General features: G+C 57.8%; 17 protein-coding genes. 9 read left to right on the top strand and 8 right to left on the bottom strand.

Annotated features, from left to right (window positions below):
* Positions 1 to 37: 37 nt before the first annotated feature.
* Complete coding sequence (locus CA85_RS16690; protein ID WP_246112879.1) at positions 38 to 2,146, bottom strand: sigma-54-dependent Fis family transcriptional regulator; 2,109 nt, start codon at positions 2,144 to 2,146, stop codon at positions 38 to 40.
* 113 nt (positions 2,147 to 2,259) lie between these two features.
* Here CA85_RS16690 and CA85_RS16685 point away from each other — a divergent pair, with 113 nt between their 5' ends.
* On the top strand, positions 2,260 to 3,087 hold the full coding sequence (locus CA85_RS16685) for an enoyl-ACP reductase FabI (RefSeq protein WP_146392505.1): 828 nt from the start codon (positions 2,260 to 2,262) through the stop codon (positions 3,085 to 3,087).
* A gap of 5 nt (positions 3,088 to 3,092) precedes the next feature.
* Here CA85_RS16685 and CA85_RS16680 read toward each other — a convergent pair whose 3' ends face one another.
* The 3 genes from CA85_RS16680 to CA85_RS16670 form a co-directional block, all read right to left on the bottom strand.
* Positions 3,093 to 3,824: a class I SAM-dependent methyltransferase gene (locus CA85_RS16680; protein ID WP_146392504.1), complete on the bottom strand. Its 732-nt coding sequence runs from the start codon at positions 3,822 to 3,824 to the stop codon at positions 3,093 to 3,095.
* A 199-nt stretch (positions 3,825 to 4,023) separates the two neighbouring features.
* A complete protein-coding gene (locus CA85_RS16675) occupies positions 4,024 to 4,941 on the bottom strand; it encodes an SMC-Scp complex subunit ScpB (RefSeq protein ID WP_246112878.1) in 918 nt (305 codons plus the stop codon).
* Positions 4,938 to 5,543, bottom strand: coding sequence for a sigma-70 family RNA polymerase sigma factor (locus CA85_RS16670; RefSeq protein ID WP_146392502.1), 606 nt, complete (start codon positions 5,541 to 5,543; stop codon positions 4,938 to 4,940). Before CA85_RS16670 ends, CA85_RS16675 begins: the two co-directional genes overlap by 4 nt.
* Before the next feature lie 544 nt (positions 5,544 to 6,087).
* Here CA85_RS16670 and CA85_RS16665 point away from each other — a divergent pair.
* The 6 genes from CA85_RS16665 to CA85_RS16630 all read left to right on the top strand — a co-directional run bounded on the left by CA85_RS16665 (position 6,088) and on the right by CA85_RS16630 (position 12,465).
* Entirely contained in the window at positions 6,088 to 6,792 is a 705-nt protein-coding gene (locus CA85_RS16665) for a DUF4240 domain-containing protein (RefSeq protein ID WP_146392501.1), read from the top strand.
* A 244-nt stretch (positions 6,793 to 7,036) separates the two neighbouring features.
* Positions 7,037 to 7,519, top strand: a complete 483-nt coding sequence (locus CA85_RS16660; protein WP_146392500.1) for a hypothetical protein — start codon at positions 7,037 to 7,039, stop codon at positions 7,517 to 7,519.
* Positions 7,520 to 8,672: 1,153 nt separating this feature from the next.
* Positions 8,673 to 9,107 carry a hypothetical protein gene (locus CA85_RS16650; RefSeq protein WP_146392498.1) on the top strand — a complete coding sequence of 145 codons (435 nt, stop codon included), beginning with the start codon at positions 8,673 to 8,675 and terminating at the stop codon, positions 9,105 to 9,107.
* A 1,098-nt stretch (positions 9,108 to 10,205) separates the two neighbouring features.
* On the top strand, positions 10,206 to 10,883 hold the full coding sequence (locus CA85_RS16640; protein ID WP_146392496.1) for a hypothetical protein: 678 nt from the start codon (positions 10,206 to 10,208) through the stop codon (positions 10,881 to 10,883).
* Between the two features lie 253 nt (positions 10,884 to 11,136).
* Positions 11,137 to 11,832 (top strand): zinc-ribbon domain containing protein, encoded by a 696-nt coding sequence (locus CA85_RS16635; RefSeq protein WP_146392495.1) that lies wholly within the window; start codon positions 11,137 to 11,139, stop codon positions 11,830 to 11,832.
* Positions 11,833 to 12,054: 222 nt separating this feature from the next.
* A complete protein-coding gene (locus CA85_RS16630) occupies positions 12,055 to 12,465 on the top strand; it encodes a DinB family protein (protein ID WP_146392494.1) in 411 nt (136 codons plus the stop codon).
* Positions 12,466 to 13,573: 1,108 nt separating this feature from the next.
* Here the strand turns inward: CA85_RS16630 and CA85_RS16625 are convergent.
* Entirely contained in the window at positions 13,574 to 14,083 is a 510-nt protein-coding gene (locus tag CA85_RS16625) for an RDD family protein (protein ID WP_186775003.1), read from the bottom strand.
* A 303-nt stretch (positions 14,084 to 14,386) separates the two neighbouring features.
* Between CA85_RS16625 and CA85_RS16620 the strand changes: the two genes are divergently transcribed.
* The gene (locus CA85_RS16620; protein ID WP_146392492.1) at positions 14,387 to 15,745 is read left to right on the top strand and encodes an enolase C-terminal domain-like protein; all 1,359 of its coding nucleotides are present in this window, start codon (positions 14,387 to 14,389) and stop codon (positions 15,743 to 15,745) included.
* Here the strand turns inward: CA85_RS16620 and CA85_RS16615 are convergent.
* From CA85_RS16615 to purE, 3 genes are all read right to left on the bottom strand, one after another.
* Entirely contained in the window at positions 15,742 to 18,096 is a 2,355-nt protein-coding gene (locus CA85_RS16615) for a DEAD/DEAH box helicase (RefSeq protein WP_146392491.1), read from the bottom strand. The genes CA85_RS16620 and CA85_RS16615 overlap by 4 nt on opposite strands.
* A 683-nt stretch (positions 18,097 to 18,779) precedes the next feature.
* Complete coding sequence (locus CA85_RS16610) at positions 18,780 to 19,970, bottom strand: 5-(carboxyamino)imidazole ribonucleotide synthase (protein WP_146392490.1); 1,191 nt, start codon at positions 19,968 to 19,970, stop codon at positions 18,780 to 18,782.
* 442 nt (positions 19,971 to 20,412) lie between these two features.
* Complete coding sequence (gene purE, locus CA85_RS16605; RefSeq protein WP_146392597.1) at positions 20,413 to 20,880, bottom strand: 5-(carboxyamino)imidazole ribonucleotide mutase; 468 nt, start codon at positions 20,878 to 20,880, stop codon at positions 20,413 to 20,415.
* Between the two features lie 265 nt (positions 20,881 to 21,145).
* Between purE and CA85_RS16600 the strand changes: the two genes are divergently transcribed.
* Entirely contained in the window at positions 21,146 to 21,661 is a 516-nt protein-coding gene (locus CA85_RS16600) for a GrpB family protein (RefSeq protein WP_146392596.1), read from the top strand.
* Positions 21,662 to 21,688 lie beyond the last annotated feature (27 nt).

Genomic DNA, 21,688 nt, shown 5'->3' with positions numbered 1-21,688 from the left:
GGGTGTCTTTCGCCAGGCACGCTTAGAAACATGCTGCTCACTCGGGCGTCGTCATCCCCAACTGGTTCATCTTGCGATAAAGATTTGCGCGATGCAGTCCGAGCCGTTTGGCCGCCTGGGACATGTTTCCGCCGCATTGAGCGATTGCGGACTCGATATGAGCCACTTGGAATTCCCGCGTCACGTCGCTGAGTCGACCACTGCCGGTACCGCCCGGTCGCTCCGTCGCCGGAGCCGCTGTCGAAACGCCGCTTCGTAGCATGAGGTCGCTTTGACCGACCGTTTTTCCCGTGCTCAGGTACGATACTCGCTCGACGGCGTTGCGTAGCTCGCGGACGTTGCCCGGCCACGGGTGGGCGAGCATGGCCCGCTGCGCCGCATCGTCAAAGACCGGGACCGGCCGCCCGATTTGACGACAAAAATGGTTCAGGAAATGTTCGGCGAGTAGGATCACGTCGTTGCCTCGCTCAGCCAACGGTGGCAGGGTCAGCGAAACCACGTTGAGCCGGAAAAAGAGATCCTCGCGAAATCGTTTGGCAGCAATGAGCGCTTGCAGCGGTTGGTTGGTCGCTGCGATCACACGGGTGTCGACGGGGATGGACTGCGACCCGCCGACACGCACGACGGCGCGTTCCTCGAGCACGCGTAATAACTTCGCCTGCCCGCCCAAACTCATATCACCGATCTCGTCGAGAAAGAGTGTGCCGCCATGGGCGAGTTCAAACTTGCCCGGCCGAGCGGTGGAGGCATCGGTGAAGGATCCCTTCTCGTGCCCAAACAGTTCACTCTCGAGTAACGATTCGACGATCGCGGCGCAGTTCACGGCGATGAAGGGCCCGTTGCGTCGTTCGCTCTGGTAATGAACCTGCTGAGCCAGCACCTCTTTGCCGGTGCCATTCTGGCCGAGGATCAAGACGCTCAGTTCGGTCACGGCTACCTTCGCCGCCTGATTTCGCAGTTCACCAATCACCTCATGATCGCCGATCAAGGGGATCGATTCGACGGCCTGGGCAATGAAATGATCACGGGTGCGGGTGAGTTCAGCGCGGGTCCGTTGGGAGTCGATGGCGACGACGGCATGCCGCGCCAGTTCGGACAGCGTGTGCACATCGGCGGCCGCGAATATGCTCTCGCCCTCCCCTTCGCCGCAGGCGTTGATGGCTTCGAAAACTCCCACGATCTGATCTTGGGAATTCACCATCGGCACCGCCGCGAGCGAGTGTGTTTGAAAGCTCTGGGCCCGGTCGACGCGGCGGTTGACTCGTTCATCCTCGTCACTGCTTGCGGCCCAGCAACGCGGGCTCGCACTGCGTAGTACCTCACCAACGATCCCCACATTGTCGGCGACTTCGAGCACACCGCCTTCAATCCCGATCGCGGGCCGGCCAATTAAACGCTGCCCCGGTTTATCCCACAGGAAAATCGTCGCCCGTTCGCAGGTGAGGACATCGCAGGCGCAGCGGGCGATGGCCTCGAGCAGAGTTTGGTCGTTGTCAACCTGTTGCCACTGCGCCGCCGCTTGGAGCATCCGCGTCGTTTGCCATAGGCGACGTGTGTTGTCTTGGCGATCGCGCCGCAGCACAAACAGCTGACTCAGGGTCTGGCCCATCGCCGCCAGCAGTTCGGAGTCGCCCGGCCGGCCGTCGATCGATAGCAGCATCGCCATGTTCGGCATCGCTGTCCCGCCGTCGCCGTCGATGGGATGCTCCTCGATCGGGACCGCTGCAAACTCACCTTGGACAACGACTGCGCCCCGATCGGTCGCGTCGCTGGCCAGTTCATGCGATAGCGGCCAAGGGTCGCCGGTCCAGTAGTCTGTCACCCAGTGATCGGCATGCTGGCGGACGACCCCACACCGCCATCCCAACTCGCTCGCCGCCAAAGATGACCCCGAGGATGACCCTGAGGTCGATCCCGGCGCGACTCGCTTTTGCCGGCCGGCCAGGGAATCGGCGGCTGCGAGGCGGAGCAGTTCTGGCATCAGCTCTCCGATCAAGTCTTGGTCCGATAATCGGCCGATCTGTGATGGTCGCTGCCTCGAATCGAGCGATCCCTGTCCTCCGCCGCCAGTCGCGCCAGCCGCCTGACGATCGGGCGTGGAGCTGTCCCCACGGGCTACCGAGCGTTGAGAGTGAGGGCCGATCACAGGGATTTCCAGTTTGGTGTGTCAAGGATGCCTTGTGAGCATGCACGCATCCAGCGATGATGGTCCACCCCACTGCAAAAACTCGACCCAATCTAGCCGCAAAGGTATTAGAAATGCAATTTGAAGGAAAAAAAGGACTCATTGTCGGTGTTGCCAACGATCACTCGATCGCTTGGGCCATCGCTCAACAGATCCTCGAAGGCGGCGGAAAGTGCGGATTCACCCATTTGCCCGACCGTCCCGATGACGAAAAGAAGAAAAATCGTCGCCGCGTCGCCAAACTCACTGACAAATACGAGGGCGCCGAATTCCTGCTGCCGATGGACGCCAACAACGACGATGACATCCGCAGCATTATGGAGCATACGGAGAAAACATTCGGCAAAATCGACTTCCTGCTGCACTCGATCGCCTTCGCCGACCGCGATGACTTGGGCCGCGAAACCCTGCACACGTCGCGAAACGGATTCAAGATCGCGATGGAAGCCAGCGTGTTCTCGCTGATGGCGGTGACCGCCGCAGCGGAGCCCATTCTCGCTCCCGGCGGTTCCGTGTTGACGATGACCTACTACGGCGGCGAAAAATGTGTCCCCGGATACAACGTCATGGGTGTCTGCAAAGCTGCTTTGGAAGCATCGATGCGGTATCTCGCCTTCGACATGGGCGCCCGCGATGTTCGCGTCAACGCTCTCTCAGCTGGCCCGATCCGCACCCTCGCCGGCCGCGCCGCCGGCGTCGAAGACATGCTGCAGATGTACGAACACATGGCGCCGCTGGGACGCAATGTGACGCACGAGGAGGTCGGTCGGACCGGTGCGTTCTTGCTCAGCGATAACAGCAGCGGGATTACCGGCGAGGTCTTGCACGTCGATGGCGGTTACAACGCCATGGGCAGCCCCGGCCGATTGCTGGACGAAATCAAAAAATCGCAGTCCAGCTAATCGCATCATTCGGGTTTGCGAAATCGCATCAAGTAGTTGTCTTCGAAGGCATCGACTTTGACCTCGTCGACAAACTCCAGTCCGGCCGCTTCGACTTCACCGCGAAAGACGTCTTGGCCGGCTCGCACATGCCCGAGGATGAACTCGCGTGATTGACCGGGGATCCGGTGGAAATCGATCAGCACTAATCGTCCACCGGGTTTCAAGGCTCGTTTGATCGACGCCAACATCTTTTCGTAGTGCTCGAAATGATGGTAGGTATCGCAAATGAAAACCAGGTCCACGGACTCCGGCGGCAAGCGGATGGAAACGTCCGTCCCGAGTACCGGCGTCAAGTTCTTGATGCCGTCGGCAGTCGCGCGGGCTGCGATGTGCTGCAAGAATTTAGGGGCCACGTCGACGCTCATAACCCAACCGTCCCAGCCAGTCGCACGGGCAAACAGCTGGCTGTAGAAGCCCGTTCCCGCCCCGATGTCCGCGATCCACTCGCCCGGCTTGATATCGCAGGCCGCCAGTACTTCTTTGCGAGCACCGTAGACTTCGCGGCTCTCGACTTCAAAACGCGCCAGCCATCGGTCGACGTCCAGTTCAGGATCTTGGAAGGTCTCATTGATCCCAGCCGGCACGGTCGTCGGATCGAGCACAGGTGCAGCGTCCTGCCCCGCTGCCGGTTGGGGAGTGCTGGCCAGCGATACTGTCAATAGCAGGGTCGGTAATAGGAACAACAATGATCTCATGGTGGTGGGCTCGGTGGGTCAGGGGAAGGGAGTGGTAAGCACACGGGGGAGCAAACTTATGAGGAATCAACAGCTCGTCGCCTCGATCACTATAATTCGCCACTTATTGATCACGCGATGCGAAGAGACGACGGCGGTTGGCTGCCGTTTCCGCAGCGTACCATTGCAGTGATGTCAGTGCGATCGCGGGCGGAACAGCTCACTGCAAGTGCACTTCCTCGACTTGAGGGAGGTCGTCGAGCGAGTCCAGTCCGAGTAGCACCAGCAACCGTTCAGCTGGATAGAACTTGGAAACCAGTTTCGGCGAGGCTTTTTTCTTAGCCTTCGCCGGTGGGGAGTCGGTGGCGGTCTCCGAGCCAGCGTCGGGTAGCGCTGCGGGTTCACGCCGCACCTCGATCAAACGGCGGCGAACCATTTGATTGAGCAGCGGACCGCTATCACGGCCTCGTTTGTCTGTGCATTCCGCAGCGGTGATACCGGGTTGGTAAGCCACCATCGCGAGTACCTCAATGGCGGCCTGGGCGAGTTTGGTTTCACGGACCTTGCCCGTGAAAACGTGACGCATCGATTCCGCTTCGGGTGCGACAATGAGCCGGTATCCCGTTTCATCCTCGGCGATTCGAATGCCCTGCCGGTGCTCGCGATAGGACGTCTGTAGGCTGTCAATGGTTTCGATGACCTCCTCGGGTGTCATGTCCCGCATGATCGAGGCCAAACGGGCGGCGGTGATCCCATTGCCGTTGGGGTTCCCGACGAACAGGGCGGCTTCGATGATCGCCTCGGGAGAGGCAGCGATCTCAGCGGTCGATTGCTCATCCGCCGACTGCCACGCTTCGTCTGGATCATCCGGATCGCTCTCGCTATCGCCGTCCGCATTCTGCAGACCACTGGCTTGGGCGGCAACCAAGTGTTCTCGCTGTAGCACCTCGCCGATTTCCATCGACGTGCCGTTGTCGTCCGAGCCCCCGTCGGCGACGAGGTGTTGGTAGGCCGCACCGAGTTCCTCGAGTGAGAATGCATCCTCGTCGTCGTCGAAATCGGCATCGAGCTCCTGATTGTCGTCGACGAGATCGTCGTCGTCCTCGGGCGTATCAACCCGGTTGCCGGAATCGTTCATCGGGAGCCGCCCCCGTACTGGGACGCCGTCCATTCGGAACGCAACTGTTTCATGCCCCGGTGCAGCAACCCGGCGACGGCGCCGGTCGTTTTGTCGAGCACCTCGGCGACCTCGGCGAGTTTCAGACCTTCGAGATAATGCAGCTCAATCGCTTGCCGTTGGCCGTCGGGCAGTCGCTCGACCGCTGCCGCCAACGCGGTAACGTTCTCGCCCACCACCGCCACCTGGCTCGGCGTGGCTTGGTCGGCCGCGAGCAACCCTTCAAGCCGCATCGAGGACTGGGCCAGTTTTTGTTCCATGGAACGCTCGCGTCGCACGTCGCGTTTATCGCGGTGTAAATCGCGATCGAGGTGGCAGATCTGGCGGACGAGAATCTTGCGCAGCCACGCTCTCAGCTCCGCCTCCGTTTCGCCCCGAAACTGGTCGATCGCGCCGACCGCATTGAGCATCGTTTGTTGGACAATGTCCGAATCGCCAATCTTGGCCCGGTAGGCAGCGCGCATGTGAGTCCGCGCCAGCATCCGCAGGTAAGGCTCATACCGAGCGATCCAGTCGGGATCGGATCGAGAGGGCGGTGGATCGGAAGCGGCGTCAGTGGACATGGTGAGACTCGAAAAATCGACACAGGAGCCATGACCGACTCGCCGGGTGCGAACCCAGCGAGAGCCAGGATGGCTAGTTCGAGCGACATTCTAGCAGATCCCGTTTCCCACGCACGCCATCTCACCAAGTAGGGCCGGTTCCCACCGGCCGATCACCCTGCGAGCGCGGTCTGCTGTCTGGATAATCGTGCCGCGTTTCGCTTACGCCCCCTGGCATTTCAATCATCCCGCTTCCCAGGTAACGCATCGCGGAATCGATGCCGACGCCGATTCTTCACCTGTCTGCCAACTCGATCCATTCTCACGCAGCGAAACTTGCACGAAAAATTTGCTTGACCCCCCAAATCCAGCCCCCCATACTCAACAGCCGACAAACGGCAATCACCCTCCCTCGAACCGGCGATAACACATCTCGTGTCACCGAGGGAACCGAAGGTCCCACCCATGACATGAACGGGATCTGCGTGCCGTGTGTTTCGGAAATGGAAACCATCTCGTCGCGACCGCATGGTTGCAACCGTAATGCCTCAGGGGATGCGTCCCAATGAAACGCCAGTTCTACTTCCAGGACGATCGTTCCAACAAGTTTTGGACGATTGAGTTGGTTGGTAACGAATCGATCACGACGCACGGGCGCGTTGGTGCCACGCCACGCCAAACTCGTAAGCAATTCGCCACCGCGGAAGACGCCAGGCTCGGCATTGAGAAACAGATCGCCGCCAAGGTCAAAAAGGGTTACGTCCAGGGCATTGCTCCCGAATACGCGAAACCCGATTGGACATCGATGGCGATGTCGGATGAGGTTTTTTGGCGTATCATTAGCCTATTCAATTGGAAGAAAACGGGTGAAGACGACGCCGTTATCGAACCTGCTGTTGAGGCACTCGCCGAAATGAGCGTCGACGACATCAAGCGATTTGAAGACATCTTGACCGAGAAACTGCATGCACTGGACACCGAGGCGCATGCCCGCGAGATTGGCGAGGAGGCGTACCAGTTCGATAGATACTTCTCGCCCGATTGGTTTCTCTACGTGCGGTGCGTGGTCGTGGCAAACGGTCCGTCGCTGTATGAATCCGTCCTAGCCGACCCGACTGAAATGCCGAAGGATATAGAATTTGAATCTCTTTTGACGGTTGCCTCCACGGCATTCGAGCGGAAGACCGGTCAAGATTTCGATCATGTGCCTGAGTTGAGTTACGAATCGTTTCGTAATCAAGCAGGTTGGCCAAACTCAGAAAAGACATAACCACCAAGTAGGGCCGGTTCCCACCGGCCGATCACCCAGCGATCGCCTAACCGTGACTCGATCGTCTTCCCGCGTCACACTCCCAAGCGTCCTGATGGCAAACGTCATCGCAAGTGCGGAGAACTATGAAGAGTACAGGAGTACGGAAGCGGTATGCAATGGTCGGCTTGCAAGCCTTCCTCCCATCCTCCGTAATTCCGTCGGATGAGCCCCCTTCTCTTCGTTCGTCCAACCAGGAGCATCCGTGAAGGGCAACCCGTACACCGTACCGACGGGGAATGACAAGCCGGTTCGCCAACAGCAAGTACGACTTTCACGTGGTGAGCTAGCCGGCAAGTTCGCAGTCACAGGTTTCATCGGAGGTGGCTTACTCGGTACGTTTGGTTACATTGCGATTATCGTGGTGATCGAAACTCTGCTGACGCCTCCGTTGAAATCCCCACCGAACTACGGCCAGTTTTCAATCGTTGTTGTTGGCGTTGGATTCTACATGTCGCTGTTTGGACTTTGCCTTGGATTGGTGCCGTACATCACTTGGATCGGGTACGTCCCGCTGCATGTGCTCGGTGTGTTATCGATTTGGTTCGTCGAACGGCAATTCTTCGCCGAGGTTGACTGGGCTGAAGCACCAATCGCTGCAATGATAACACTGCTGATGTTGCCTAGTTTCTTTGCATTCGGATTGGATCTTCGTGCACGCCGAATGCGAGCGGTACGCACAACTTGAACCAGTCGCTGAAGAGCTAGGGAACGCACCGGAGAACGTGAGCCAGGTTGCTTAACCATCACAACGTCTTCCGCGCGTTTTCGGTGAATTCAACCGCCCGGCGAACGATCCACGCAGTTCTCGTTATTGTTTACCCGTTGTCAATCGTCTCCCAGTTCTCGCGAATCATCTGCGTTGTGCCACTGAGTCGTGCTCGTGCTCAGGCGTCAGCCGGTACTCGTGCTCCTGCTCGAATCGGGGGCGTCAATGGTTGCTCGGCGGGATGCGTGACCGAAGTATACGCAGAGTCGCTAGGACGCAAAGACGCGAAGGAACATGGAAATGCACGGCGAGTTTGCATCTTGGCGTCCTTGGCATTCTGATCTGCACTGCATGCCAGACCGACGCTCGGATGCTGTTGGCGAGCTCTCGGCCGAGTACAATACGGGAGTCGAGTACGAGTACCGCGATGCTGAGTGCGAGTGCGAGTGCGAGTATCAAGGAAGTAGGAAGCCAGAACCATTTCGTGACCTGAGGGACGCCTTGCTTGGTTTTGGAAATGGAAAATCACTCGTCCGTCCCAGATGACGGATCCCGTTCGCCAACTGAAGTCTTTGCCGCCGTGACGCAACATTGATCCGATCCACGTACCACAACCTGCTGTTCATCGGAGACGCGATCAATGCTCGCGATCTGCGACAACTATATGATCACGATATTGCGGCGGTTGTCGATCTTGCTGCGAACGAAAAGCCTGCACAACTCGGACGCGGTCACATCTATTGCCGCTTTCCGCTACACGACGACGGATCGAACTGCCCGCAGCTTATCGGTGTTTCCATTGCCTGCGTTCGATCACTGATCCTTAGCGATGCACGAACCCTTGTTGCATGTTCTGCTGGTATGAGCCGATCACCCGTGATCGCATCTGCGGCAATTTCGCTGGTCACCGGAGTTCCCCTCGCCGATTCACTTGCTGCTATCGTCCTGGACGCACCGCATGACGTCTCTCCGACATTCCTTTCCGCTGTCGCATCCATTAACGCTACATTGTTTAACCCTACTGAAAGCCAGAGCGGCGGGTGACCAATCCATCCAACGGAGCACGGCTGCGGCGCCCATCCAGGCATCGCAATCAATGTTTTGCCACCAACGAGCCCACTGATTCTGAGGTATGACATCGTCAAAAATGGAAACACTGTCACAATCCAGTCGCTTCGTCTTCTGGTGCACCGCTCCGTTCTTGATCGCATTCATGGTGCTGTTTCCATTCCTGATGCAATCGTCTGAGCCAAGCGGTTGGATGGTGGTAGTTGGGTGTCAGGTCTTTGCTATGTTCGTGCTGCTAGGACTGTATGACTCGAAACGATTCTGGTGGTGCTGGCGAGCGGTTGGCGCAATGGTCTTTCTCGCTTATGTCGCATACCTGATCTACGCTATCGCCCAAGGTAGATGGGTGCGTGGGCCCGCGACAGTTTTGAAGGCTATGTTAGGACTCCTGGCGTTCGGAGTCCCTGGCATCATTTACGCAATCCGCGGTAGTTCAACATTGCATGACAACGCAGAAATTGGGGATCCGTATGAAGACCCATTCGACACCGAAAGCTAGCTAGAGAAATTCCGTGCCCAGAACGCTAACCGCATCGCGTCGGCCAACCTACGGCCGCTTCGATGCTCCCAAAACGATGCGATTCAACGTGTAATCGCTGGAGCGTATTTTCGAAATGGCCAATCGTCTCCCAGTTCTCGCGAATCATCTGCGTTGTGCCATTGAGTCGTGCTCGTGCTCGTGCTCGTGCTCAGGCGTCAGCCGGTACTCGTGCTCCTGCTCGAATCGGGGGCGTAAATGGTTGCTCTGCGGGATGCGTGACCGAAGTATACGCAGAGTCGCTAGGACGCAAAGACGCGAAGGAACATGGAAATGCACGGCGAGTTTGCATCTTGGCGTCCTTGCTTTCTGATCTGCACTGCATGCCAGACCGACGCTCGGATGCTGTTGGCGAGCTCTCGGCCGAGTACAATACGGGAGTCGAGTACGAGTACCGCGATGCTGAGTACGAGTGCGAGTACAAGTATCAAGGAAGTAGGAGGCCAGAACCATTGCGTACACCTACGAGCGGCGTGCGTGGCTTCGCGAATCCAGGTTCTATCGTCCATTCTCGGTGAAGGTGACCGTCATCGCGCTAACCGAATCGCCTGCCTCGCACACTCGAGGCGTCACCATTGTTGAAACTGTCAATCCGTATGCCCCAACAAAGGGCGTGGAATCTTCCGAGGCGACGGATTCCGTGAGCAAACGAATTATTCGTTACTCAACGTCCACAATTGTGCTTGCCGCCGGACTCGGGCTTCTGATTGCGGGCGTTAGCACCTATTCAAGCTTAGCGATTAGCGACCACCACAGCGCGACGCACGGAACTGCGAAATTGGAATGGACACTGATTTCTGCACTTCTGACTGTCAGCGGACTATTGTGGATGCTTGCTTCGATCGTATACTGGAAGCGTCGAACTCGCGTCGGTCATTGGATGGTGATCACGGGGTTCTTTGCGGCATTGCTCTCAATGTGTGTGGGTATTCCCGTATGAGGAAGCACTGGAGAACTGCAGTCGTGCTCGTGATCGAATCGGAAGGGACACGGTTGATCGATCGGGTTTGCGATCGCGATCGTTATCGCTATTTCAATCAAACAGGCTGACCTTTTGCTATGATCGACCGAAGTGCACGTAACGATCTCGCGGGGCTGATCCGCCGCTACCTCGGTGAGCAAATCAAGGCGTTCGATTTTGACGAAGCACTCGACCCGTTTCGCGATTCGGAGGATTCTGCCATTGAATACGTTGCCAACGCGATGTGGTACCACTACGACGATTGCGATGACCACTTGATCGTCGCGTCCAAGCAGCAGTGGGATTACTTACAACGTCTGCTGCTGCTGTTGGAATCAAACTCGACCGTGTCTCACGAACACCGCCGAGAGTGGTCGGTCACTCAATGGTGCGCAGCGTTTCTTCTCGCTGCGTGTATTGGCATAGCTGTCCGATTCGGCGTTGGTTCTCATCTGTTTATCTTTTTTGTGCCCTTCGGCTTGGCTTCGATTGCCCTTTCACATTTCCGCCGAGCAAATGTCGAACGGGGTCCTTACGACGAGATCGTGACCCCATTCGTAACGATGGGCGACCTTCGCGTTGCCTATGATTCGGCAGGGCACTTCAAGAAAAGTCAGTTCCCGCGTCACATTGATGCTCGGTTGGTTCGATCGCCCGCCGTCGCCGCGTTCTGGACCTGCCACATGTACGTAATGTGGGCGATTCTTGCCCCCGCGCCATTGCTGGTACAATGTGCACCGGTCAGGCTTGACTACTCCGTTGTGACGCCGGGGTAAGCAAACCTTCCGACGCAACGCAGTTGCCCGTCGATGCCCCCAGAACGATGCGATTCAACGTGTTAACGCTGGACATCTTTTCGAAATGGCCAATCGTCTCCCAGTTCTCGCGGATCATCTCCCTAGTGGCATTGAGTACGATGAAGGTAGGAAGCCAGAGCCATTTCGTAAGCTGAAGGACGGCTTGCGCGGTTTCGTAACTGGAAAACCAATCCTCCGTCGTAGGCGACGGTTACCGTTCGTAGACTGAGCTATGACGCGCAAGACCGACAAGTATGGCCAATTCGCTGATCATCCCCGCTATGGCAGCAGACCCAATGTCACCAACTCGAATCCAAGTCCTATGGATCGCGGGGTGCATCTTCACTGGAATGCGACGACGCGCAAGGAAATCGTGGCCCAGTACGAGTCGGTCACTGGAAAGCGTTGGCCTTATGCTGACCATAGTGCGTACTGCGAGCTGAGTCGAAGAATTCCGAACACAGCGATTCCTGCCGATCTCACACGGCAGACGCCAGCAATTGTCGCCGTGACCCACTACTTTGACCTGGAACGACGTTGTCGAGATTGCAGTCGTTCATTCATCTTCTTTGCCGAAGAACAAAAGCACTGGTACGAACAACTTGGGTTTGGCTTGGATTCAGATTGCGTTCGATGCGTTGATTGCCGAAAGACACTCCAGGGAATTGCTCGCCAGCGTGAGAGATACGAGTCACTTTTTCACGTGCCCAACAAGACGGAGAAACAATCGATGGAAATGGCAGAGGCATGTCTTTCACTCATCGAAAAGCGAGTGTTCACGAGACGCCAAACCGAGCGAGTTCGCATGCTGCTAAATTCGATCCCAGATGACCCGGATGCTCGAAAACCGTCGCAATACACCGACTTGGTTCAACGCGTTGTAGTCCTTGAAACCAAAGATGATGAGGGGTGTGACTCACCGAACTGATCTTGCTCGGAGGAATCTTTGCATCGAATCGTCGGACGCGGGTGACGATGCCTCTTAAAATCAAACACACCGGCTCAACTGCCGGAGGGAGGGCACACTCCCTGCCACTTGAACCCGATTCGAACCCTCGGATGGACTTGGAAATGCTAGTCTCTCGATTAATGGCTACTGAACTTGCAAGTGAAATGGTGATGACGCGTAGGCTGCTGGAGAGAATTCCCGATGAAAAGATGGAAATGGCAGCCCCCAGGCGACCTTCATTCGATTTCTTGGAACGCAAATCATCTGGTGGAGATCATTGGCTGGGTACCCGGCATTCTCGGGCAGAGCGAATGGGACATATCGCCGGTAGGGGAGGAGCCGTACGCTGCGCCTGATATTTCGCAAACGAGTCAGTTGTTGGAGGTATTCGATGACCACGGCAAGGAGGCAATGGAGGCTCTGCGAGGCGTCCAAGATTCTGTGATGGATGAGCCGTGGTCGCTATTGATGGGAGGGCAGACTCTATTCACCTTGAAGAAAGGCGATTGTCTTCGCGAACGGGTCTTTAGTCATTCGGCTCATCATCGTGGTATACTTTCGGTCTATCTCCGGATGGCCGGGCTCCAGTTCCCCTCCATCTTCGAGGAATAGGCGTTGTTTCGACAAAGCCATTGCGATTATACCTTGCGATCGCCAAACCACGCTGATGTCGTACCTGGTATCTTCGTGATCTGATCACGAATGAAGGAGCAGCGAACCCCTGCCAATCGCGGTAGGGACGCCGCTATTTAACTCAACTGCCAACAAAGCCGGCCCGGCTTGCATACCACGTTTCTCGATCAACATGGCCCGCATCACACTTTCCGACAGCGAACTGGCGCGACTCGAACGTATCCTTTCAGTTTCGGACCTCGAGCCACAGCGGAGAATGGCATACCCAATGTTCTTTCTCGCTGCTGCGCTAGCTGTCGGTGGACTTGCTTTTATCACATCGCGGCCGTCCTGGTACTTCGCCCTGTTGGCGTTCGCGTTCGCGAGCGTCATCATGGGTTTCATGCGACTGGGCTACTACCATCTCTTTCGACTGTTGCATTATCAGTCACAATTACTGGCGCCTGCGCCTGGTTCGCCTGAAGCGCCGAGTGCAAGCCCACACGAGAGAGGTTGAACCATGGTTTAGACGTCGATACGCGACCTATGAACCAGAACTTTATCTTTTCGGGATTTCGATCACACCAACCACCGCGCAGATCCTGACCTTCGGCGTCGCCCCATTGGTGTTCGCGTTGTCAGCATTTCTCGTCTTTCGCGGTGTGCGGAATCGACGCCTCCACGTTGATTCGACTCGCCCTGCGGACTGATACGGACCTGCGAATCCTTCGTGTTCTCAGCCGATATCCGAAGTGTGCTCAACACAAGACGTCTCGGCGCGAGCGTCTCCTGCATGGCGTGATTCTCGTTGGGATGTTCTCGCCAGAGCAGCTATAGGAGCGGGGAGAAATAAGTGTCGTATGGGACGAAGCAACGCGCTGTTCAATGCTCAGAAGTATCCCGTCAGGGATTAAAGAGAATAGCTGTAGGTCAGCGCAGCGCCACCTACGGTGTATCTTCAACCCCATTCAGGGTTGGCTCTTGCGTCTCACGTCTTTTCCGGTGGTGTTCGCTCCGCTCAAACCACCGGCTATTTTCTAAAGCGCCTTCGGCGTAGGAAAACTTTTGGGGCTCAACAGTTCGTCGCCTCGTCCAACACAGAGCAGCTTTACTTCATAACCAATGTCTTGGCGAGCATGTCGTGCCAGCCTCGCTTTTGCTTGGACCATATCATCCACAAGAATCCGAGTCCCAAGGGGATGTACGAAAGGAACTTGGCAAAGTTGCGTCCAAAGGATCTGCCGACACTCAGTGGTTGTCCCTGGTTGTCGGTCACTCGAATCCCCATCAGCTTTTTGCCGAGCGTCGCTTGCCACGCCGAGCATTCCATGACGCCGCAGTAGAGTACGTAGACTAGGAATGACAAATCTCGCATCTGGTTTCGCTGCGACAAAAATGCAGCTCTCGCCTCGGCGTCATCTGGCGAGGTGGTGTAATGCAGCCAAGTTTCATCGAAGCCCAGCAAGAAGTAATAGATGACGGCGAGGGCAATGGAGATCGGCAGGATATCGATCAGATAGGCGGCAAAACGCGGCCCAAATCCAGCCGGCTCGCTCCGGGATTCGGGAGTAATGGACGAAGTGGTGTCACGGGATGGTTCGAATGGATTTGCGTTCATTTCGTTTCGTAGAAACAGTGGACTGCTAGGATGCGTGTCCATTTATAATCTTCTCAACGGACTCCCGGGGGAACGCCTGGCTCTTTTGCGAGAAGGTTGATGGAACACTCGCTCGTGGCGGGGCAGAGAATGCGGTGCTGAGGTGCACAGGAGACCGCTTTTAGCGTTAAAGTGGAGATCTCGCACACGGGGCATACACCGAGCCTACATGGAGACTTCATGGTATTTTCACGGTCCGTGACGCCGAAGATTGCCTGTCGTCGGGTGCAATCATTACGACAAACGAGATAAGGAAGACGCGGAATGACATCGAAGTCGATCAAGATCATCTCGGCAGAGGTCGTCGACCTTCGCGTCCCGACATCTGACCATCTGCTCGGATCGGACCCCTTCCACAAGCAGCCCGACTACTCCTCCGCCGTCTTGTATCTCGAGACCGACGCGGGGCTGAGTGGTACATCGGTGGTCTTTACCGTTGGCGCGGGGACGGATTGGATTTGCCATGGGATCCGTGATCTGGCGCAACTCGTTGTTGGAACGACGCTCGATGATTTTTCATCGGCACCGATCGGTCTCTATCGACGACTCGTCGATCACCATCAACTGCGGTGGCTACACGATGGAGTGTTCCGGATGGCGGCGGGGGCGGTGCTCAACGCGATGTGGGATCTCTGGGCGAAGTCGGTGGGCAAGCCCTTGTGGAAGCTGCTCGTGGACCTCGATCCTGAGTTCATCGCCGACTGCATCGATTGGCGCAACATCAGCGACGCGTTGACCCGCGACGAAGCGATCGGCATTCTCCGGGAGCGAGGACCCGGTATCGAGCAACGCGAGCGTGAGCTGACTCAGCGGGGCCCGAAAGCGTACTGCACCGCCGGATGGCTTGGGCTGAGCGATGCCGAGATTCTCGCGACGATCCGCAAGCTGCAAGGTCAGGGTTTCGATTCGTTCAAGCTCAAGGTGGGGCTCGATTCGGAGCAAGATGTTGAGCGGATTCGGTTCATGCGCGAGGCGATCGGTCCCGCCTGCAATCTGATGGTGGACGCGAATCAGTATTGGGGGATTGAAGAGGCCAAGTGCCATATCGAGCGTTACACGCCGTTCGGCTTGAAGTGGATCGAAGAGCCGATCGCGCGTGACGATGTCCTGGGCTACATCGAGCTTGCAGAGACATTCGCTAGCGCCGATTTTGGCTTCGCTTGTGGCGAACACGCTGCCTCCCCGGTCATCTTCAAGCAGTTGCTCAAGAGCGGAGCGATCCAATATTGTCAGATCGATGCTGTTCGTGTTGCGGGCGTCAACGACGTGATGGCAATCATTTTGATGGCAGCCAAGTTCGGCGTGCCCGTCTGCCCGCACGGCGGTGGCATTGCGCTCTGCAACATGATCCAACACTACGGCATGTGGGACCAGATCGCGGTTTCGGGACAGTCGTCCACCCAGTTGATCGAATACATCGACTTTCTACAGGACGAATTGGAGCATCCCGTCCGAGTGCGTGATGGCTGTTATGAAGCACCCACGGCGGCGGGATGGGGATTGGAATTTCGTCCTGAATTCATCGAACTCCACCGATTCCCCGAAGGGAATGTGTGGAGTTCGCGAGAGCCAGCCCGAACAGGTGCCCTGTTCGAGGTGCTCAACGAATCGCAGGCCCGTTAGGATTTGGCTTTGCGTTTGTTCTTCTTGCTTTTGCCAACGAAGGATCGTTTTGCGTTATGCGGACCGCCGCCGCCCTTGCCATGCTTGGGCTGGAATCGTCCCGATCGATTGCCGTGGGAGTAACCACCACGTGAACCGCCGTCATGATCGCCCTCGCGAGCGACCTCGAGATTCAGGCGTTTTCCGGAGACCCAGGTTTTGCGAAGCTTCTGATAGATGTCCGAGGGCATCCCTTCGGGGAGGTCGACCGTGGAGAACTCGTTGCGGATGTTGATGGGGCCGATGTATTGGCCTTCAATGCCTGCTTCGTTAGCGACTGCGCCAACGATATTGCCTGGCTTGACACCATCCTGCCAACCGACGTCGATCCGGTAGCGAACCATGCCTTCGCGTGGCGGGCCGAGTTGGCGGGGCGGTTTGCCGCCGCGTTCATGGGAATCGCCCCGGCGGTCACCGCGGCTGAAATGATCGCCGCGATCGAATCCATCGCGATGTTCTGATTTGGCGGTCTTGGGGCGATCTTTCATCAGGAACGGGCGTCCCTGTTGCGAGATTTCAGCGAGCGCCGCGGCGATCATTTCCAAGGGTTTGCCTGTTTCCTCGGCGTAGTTCGCGATCAGTTCTTTGAAGTGGGTCAGGTCCTTCTCGGCGGCAATGTCCGTGATCTGTTGGCCAAATCGTTTGACCCGCATCGCGTTAATTTCTTTGGACGTCGGGATACCGATCGTCTCGATCGGCTGTTTCGTCGCTCGCTCGATGTAGCGAAGTTTGCCGCGTTGGGCGTTGGTCAGGAAGATGATCGCTTCCCCGTCGCGTCCGGCGCGTCCGGTCCGACCGACGCGGTGGATGTACGATTCACTGTCATGGGGCAGGTCGTAATTGAACACGTGGCTGATCCGTGGCACGTCGAGGCCGCGGGCGGCGACATCGGTGGCAACGAGGATATCGAGCTTGCCATTTTTGAGTTGGCTGATGGTGCGTTCACGCACTTTCTGGGGCATGTCGCCATTGAGAGCGACCGCTGACAAGCCTTCCCGGCTCAGTCCCTCAGCGACACTGATCGTGGCGTCTTTCGTTTTCGTAAAGACGATCACACCGTCGGTCTCTTCGACCTCGAGCAAACGCAGCAGAGCATCCATCTTGTCTCGCGGAGAGACGAACAGGGCGCGTTGGCGAATGGAATCGGCGGTCGCTGTTTTCTTCTTGATCGTGATTCGGGCGGGATCGTTGAGGTACTCATCGGCAATTTCGCGGATGGGACCCGGCAGGGTGGCTGAGAACAACGCAACCTGGCGCGTCGCAGGCGACTTCTCGAGTACGAACTGGACGTCTTCGAGGAAGCCCATGTTGAGCATCTCGTCGGCTTCGTCGAGAACGAGGCAATCGAGTTTGCTCAGGTCGAGTGTGCCGCGATTGACGTGGTCGATGACACGGCCCGGTGTTCCGACGACGACCTGGACACCGCGTCGCAGTTGCTTGAGCTGGGGCTCGTAGTCCTGCCCGCCGTAGATAGCGGCGACCGCGAATCCAGGAACTTTGGCACCGTAAGTCGAGAATGATCTGGCGACTTGAATCGCCAGTTCCCGTGTTGGGGCGAGCACCAAGACCTGCGGATGCGATTTGTGCAGATCGATCGTGGTGAGGATAGGCAGTGCAAAAGCAGCCGTCTTGCCCGTGCCGGTCTGGGACTGGGCCAAGACGTCTCGGCCGTCGAGCATGTAAGGAATGATCTCGGCTTGAATCGCCGTCGGGGTGTCGTATCCCGATTTGACAACAGCCTGGAGTACCTCGGGGCGAAGTGGAAAGGCAGCGAAGCCAGCGTCGGCGGGTTCTTCGACTGCGGGTTCTTCCACTGTGTTTTTCTCGGCCGTGTTCTTTTCAGCCACATTCTTTTCGGCTGCAGCTTGCTGTGGGGCGGCTGGCTTTTGAGGTGCCTGTTCCGCCTGAGGTGCCTGTTCCTTCATTTCCGTCTGGAGTTCCTGTCGCTCTTGCTGAGTCTCGGTAGCCTGGTCGGTGTGGGTTGCCAGGTCGGCGGGCTGAGCAGCAGCCGGTTCGGCTGGAACTGCGGCGTTGGATTCCGGTTCGGGGGCAGTGGGTTCGTCGATCTCTGCGGCCGGAGTCGAGCAGATGATCTCGACTTCGGGTGTTGCTGGCGATGCCAGGCATTCGACGCTGATGTCTTGGGCGTAGCAGGCGAGCAACGCATTGTTGGTCGCCGGGGTGGGGTCCAGACGAATGGCGTCGTTTGGATCCGCCAGGAGAGACTCGCTATTGGCGAGCAAGGACGGGTCGTTGGAAGGTTCGTTGTCAGACAAGAGAAGATGCTCAGAGTTGGGGAGGTGGCTCGACATATCGGTACCGTGTGCGCAAAGGGACTCCCATCACCGAGTCACGAAACCGGCTGGTCAGGAGTGGGGGAGGGTTGGAAGGATGGCGTGGCGAACGTACGCAACCGATACAATCCGGTGCGACGCAACACAGATCGCGACGCTGCTTTCGCTTCCAGGGAGATGGGCGAGGATCACTCGCCGAACGTTCCCGCTCGCAGGACGGTTCCAATGCCGCGATGAAACACCGCTGAGAACCGATCAAAGACTTGTCGCGTTGATGAGCCCGTGAATGGATTCGGCAGCATCCCCGGCAATGGCACCATTCGCTCGGGGCGACCAGCACATGAGGTTGGGGGGAAAGCGACCAAAACGGTCGAAGTTCTGTGGACCTTCGACGGCTCTTACGTGGGGGAGAGTTTAGCTGAAGATTGCCAATTGCAATAGGAGAAATTTCCCGGAACCACTCCCGCCAGGGGACGGTTGCCACGAGCCTCCTTGCGTTGCGGTGAAGACTTGCTATTGCCCCCTTACGAGCCGCGTCTAGCGATCCGGTTGGCGGTGGGGATGCGAAACCGCTCGGCATCGCGTGATCAATGGATGACGAATTTGGCGAAAGCGTTTCCGTAGTGGACGAGGCGACGAGTCCCTGAAACGCGATCGATCACGCAAAGCGAAAGGGCTCGGTGCCTCGTCCAATCCGACGTTTACTGCTCTCGCGTTCCTTCGTTTTTCCGGTCGCCCAGTGATCGGCGGGCCTGTTCCAAACGCCCGGTCACTTCGTCAAGCGATTCGCCGACGGCGGAGAGATGTCCCATCTTGCGTCCCGGCCGGGCGGCGTGTTTGCCGTAGAGATGCAGCGAGACCCCATCGACGCTCAGTGCGGCTGGCCAGTTTGGTTGCTCGCCCCCTTCGCCCCACCAGTCACCGAGCAGATTGACCATTGCCGCGGCCGGTGTGGTCGGCGCGGTATCACCGAGCGGCAAGCCGCAAATGGCGCGGACGTGCTGTTCAAATTGGCTGGTCCGGCAGGCCTCGATGCTCACGTGGCCTGAATTGTGTGGTCGCGGGGCAACTTCGTTGATCAAAATCCGGGGCGGTCCCTGATCGGTGTCCTCGATAAACATCTCGACGCACAACAGGCCCACGACGTCCAAACATTCTGCCGCTGCGATGGCCATCGCGCGGGCATCGGATTCGATTTCGGGCGAAATGGCGGCAGGCAGCGTGGTCACGTCGAGTACATGATTGCGGTGCAGATTCTCAAAGACGGGGAAGGTGCGAGTCACGCCGTCGGCCCGGCGCGCGACGACGACGGAGACTTCACGCTGCAGGTCGATCAAGGCTTCGGCGACCCAGTCACCGCCCGCCTGCCAATCCACCGATTCGGCTTGTTGAACGTCCACCAAGCGATGCTGTCCTTTACCGTCGTAGCCGCTCCGCTGTGTTTTCACGATCAGTGGCCAGCCGAGTGATTCTGCCGCAGTTCGGGTTTCCTGGGCATTGCGAACGGGGGCGAACGGGGTGACGGGCAAGCCCGCATCACGCAGCGTCGTCTTCTCAACCAGCCGGTCTTGGGCGATCGCGAGCACGGAGGCATTGGGATAGGTTGGCGCGTGGCGGCCACAAACAGCAATGGTCTCGGCCGGAATATTCTCGAACTCGAGCGTAATCACATCACATCGGCGGGCAAAGTTTTCGATTGCCGAGTGATCTTCGAGCGGGCCGCAAACGGTGAAGGAAGCGACATCGGCGGCCGGCTCATCACTGCTGCCGCAGAACACCCCGACGCGATAGCCCAACTTGGCGGCGGCCATGGCGAACATGCGTCCGAGTTGGCCACCGCCGACCATGCCGATTGTCGAGCCAGGCAGAATGGGAGCGATGGTGGAATTCATGGCAGCGTGATTGAAAACGAAAGGATGAAAGGAAGCCGAGCGGATCGGTTGTAAGCTGATCGCCAGAACAGATTGAAACGTAGTGGACGAGGCGACGAGTCCATTTTTCTGAGGACTCGTCGCCTCCCGTGTGATTGCCCACAATTATCCCGTCAGGGATTATAGAGAATAGCCGTAGGTCAGCGCAGCGCCACCTATGGTTGTTCGTGGAAGATGGAGCGCCGACCCCGAAGTGGGTCGCAGACCTCGTCGGGGGCGGTCTTCAACCCCATTCGGGGTTGGCTCCTGCGTTTCGCGTCGAATCCGGTGGTGTTCGCTTGCGCTCAAACCACCGGCTATTTTCTTCAACGCCTTCGGCGTAGGTAAACTTGTCCACTGCGATGCGGGTGGACTCGTCGCCTCGTCCACTGCGATGCGGGGGAAGGTTTGATCTGCCGCTCGCTTAGGTGTCCGAGAGGTCGGCGTTAGCGAGTACGTCGTCGTGTTGTCGTTGGACAAACTCGGCAATCCGCTCGGCAAGTGTGGGGTCGGACATCGCCAGCATGCGGGCGGCGAGAATGCCGGCGTTCTTGGCACCGGCCTTACCGATTGCCATCGTAGCAACCGGAATTCCGCCAGGCATCTGGACGATTGACAAGAGCGAGTCGAGCCCCTGCAACGCCCGGCTTTGGATCGGCACGCCAATGACGGGCAAGATTGTTTCCGAGGCCACCATGCCGGGCAGGTGTGCGGCACCCCCGGCGCCCGCGATAATGACTTTCAGCCCACGCCGCCGCGCCGATTGAGCGTACTCGAACATGCGGAGAGGGGTCCGGTGGGCCGAGACGACCGCTTTTTCGAACGGGATTTCGAACTGTGCTAGCATCTCGCAGGCCGCCGACATGGTGTCCCAATCGTTGCGGCTGCCCATGATCACTCCCACCACAGCGTCCGTCGTGGCGTCGAGAGCGGGCGAATGCTCGGCGGTTGTCGAATTCACGTGGGGGTGCCTTCTAGGTCAAGGAAAATGTAGGCTGGCCAATCCAATGCGAGGAGTCGTGGTTATAACCGAGATCCACTCGGCTCGAAATCAGACCGGGGATTGAAATGGTAGCTAGAAAGGGACAGGTGAGCGATTGAATGACCGCGATGGAGATCACGTCGACCCAACCAGCGACGCTGGCCGCGTTCGATTGATGCACCACGACGCCCGATGGCGGCAGGAATTCGAGCAGACCCGCAGCGGTCTCCTGCAGGCTTGTCAGGGCCGCGTCGTCACGGTCGAACACATCGGGTCGACGGCGATTGGCGGGATCATAGCCCAGCCGGTCATCGATGCCGTTGCGGTGATCGCCGATCCAGTCGACTTCCGAGACGCCGTGCTGCTCATCGAGGGATTGAATTTCATCACGGTTTCCTCCCCAGCCTGGATGCAACGATTTGAGGGTCATGGACAGCAGGCAATGCTGTCGAAACCTCGGCACGGTGAAGCCACCCATCGACTCTATCTCGTGACCCAGGGTTCGATCTTGTTGGAGCAAACGATCCGCTTCCGCGACCGCTTGCGGGCGAATCCGGAAATGGCGATTGGGTTTGAAACGGCGAAAGTCAACGCTTGGCGGCGTACCGAAGGGGTTGCCAGCGACTATGAAGCCGCCATGGCAAGCATCTTTGACGACTTTCAATCGATGGGCGGTCAACCATCGGACTGACTACGTCAATCGAGTCGGTATGATAAC

The organism is Allorhodopirellula solitaria, from assembly GCF_007859855.1.
In the GTDB taxonomy this organism is placed as follows: Bacteria; Planctomycetota; Planctomycetia; order Pirellulales; family Pirellulaceae; genus Rhodopirellula; species Rhodopirellula solitaria.
This window is presented reverse-complemented; position numbering and strand designations above follow the sequence as displayed.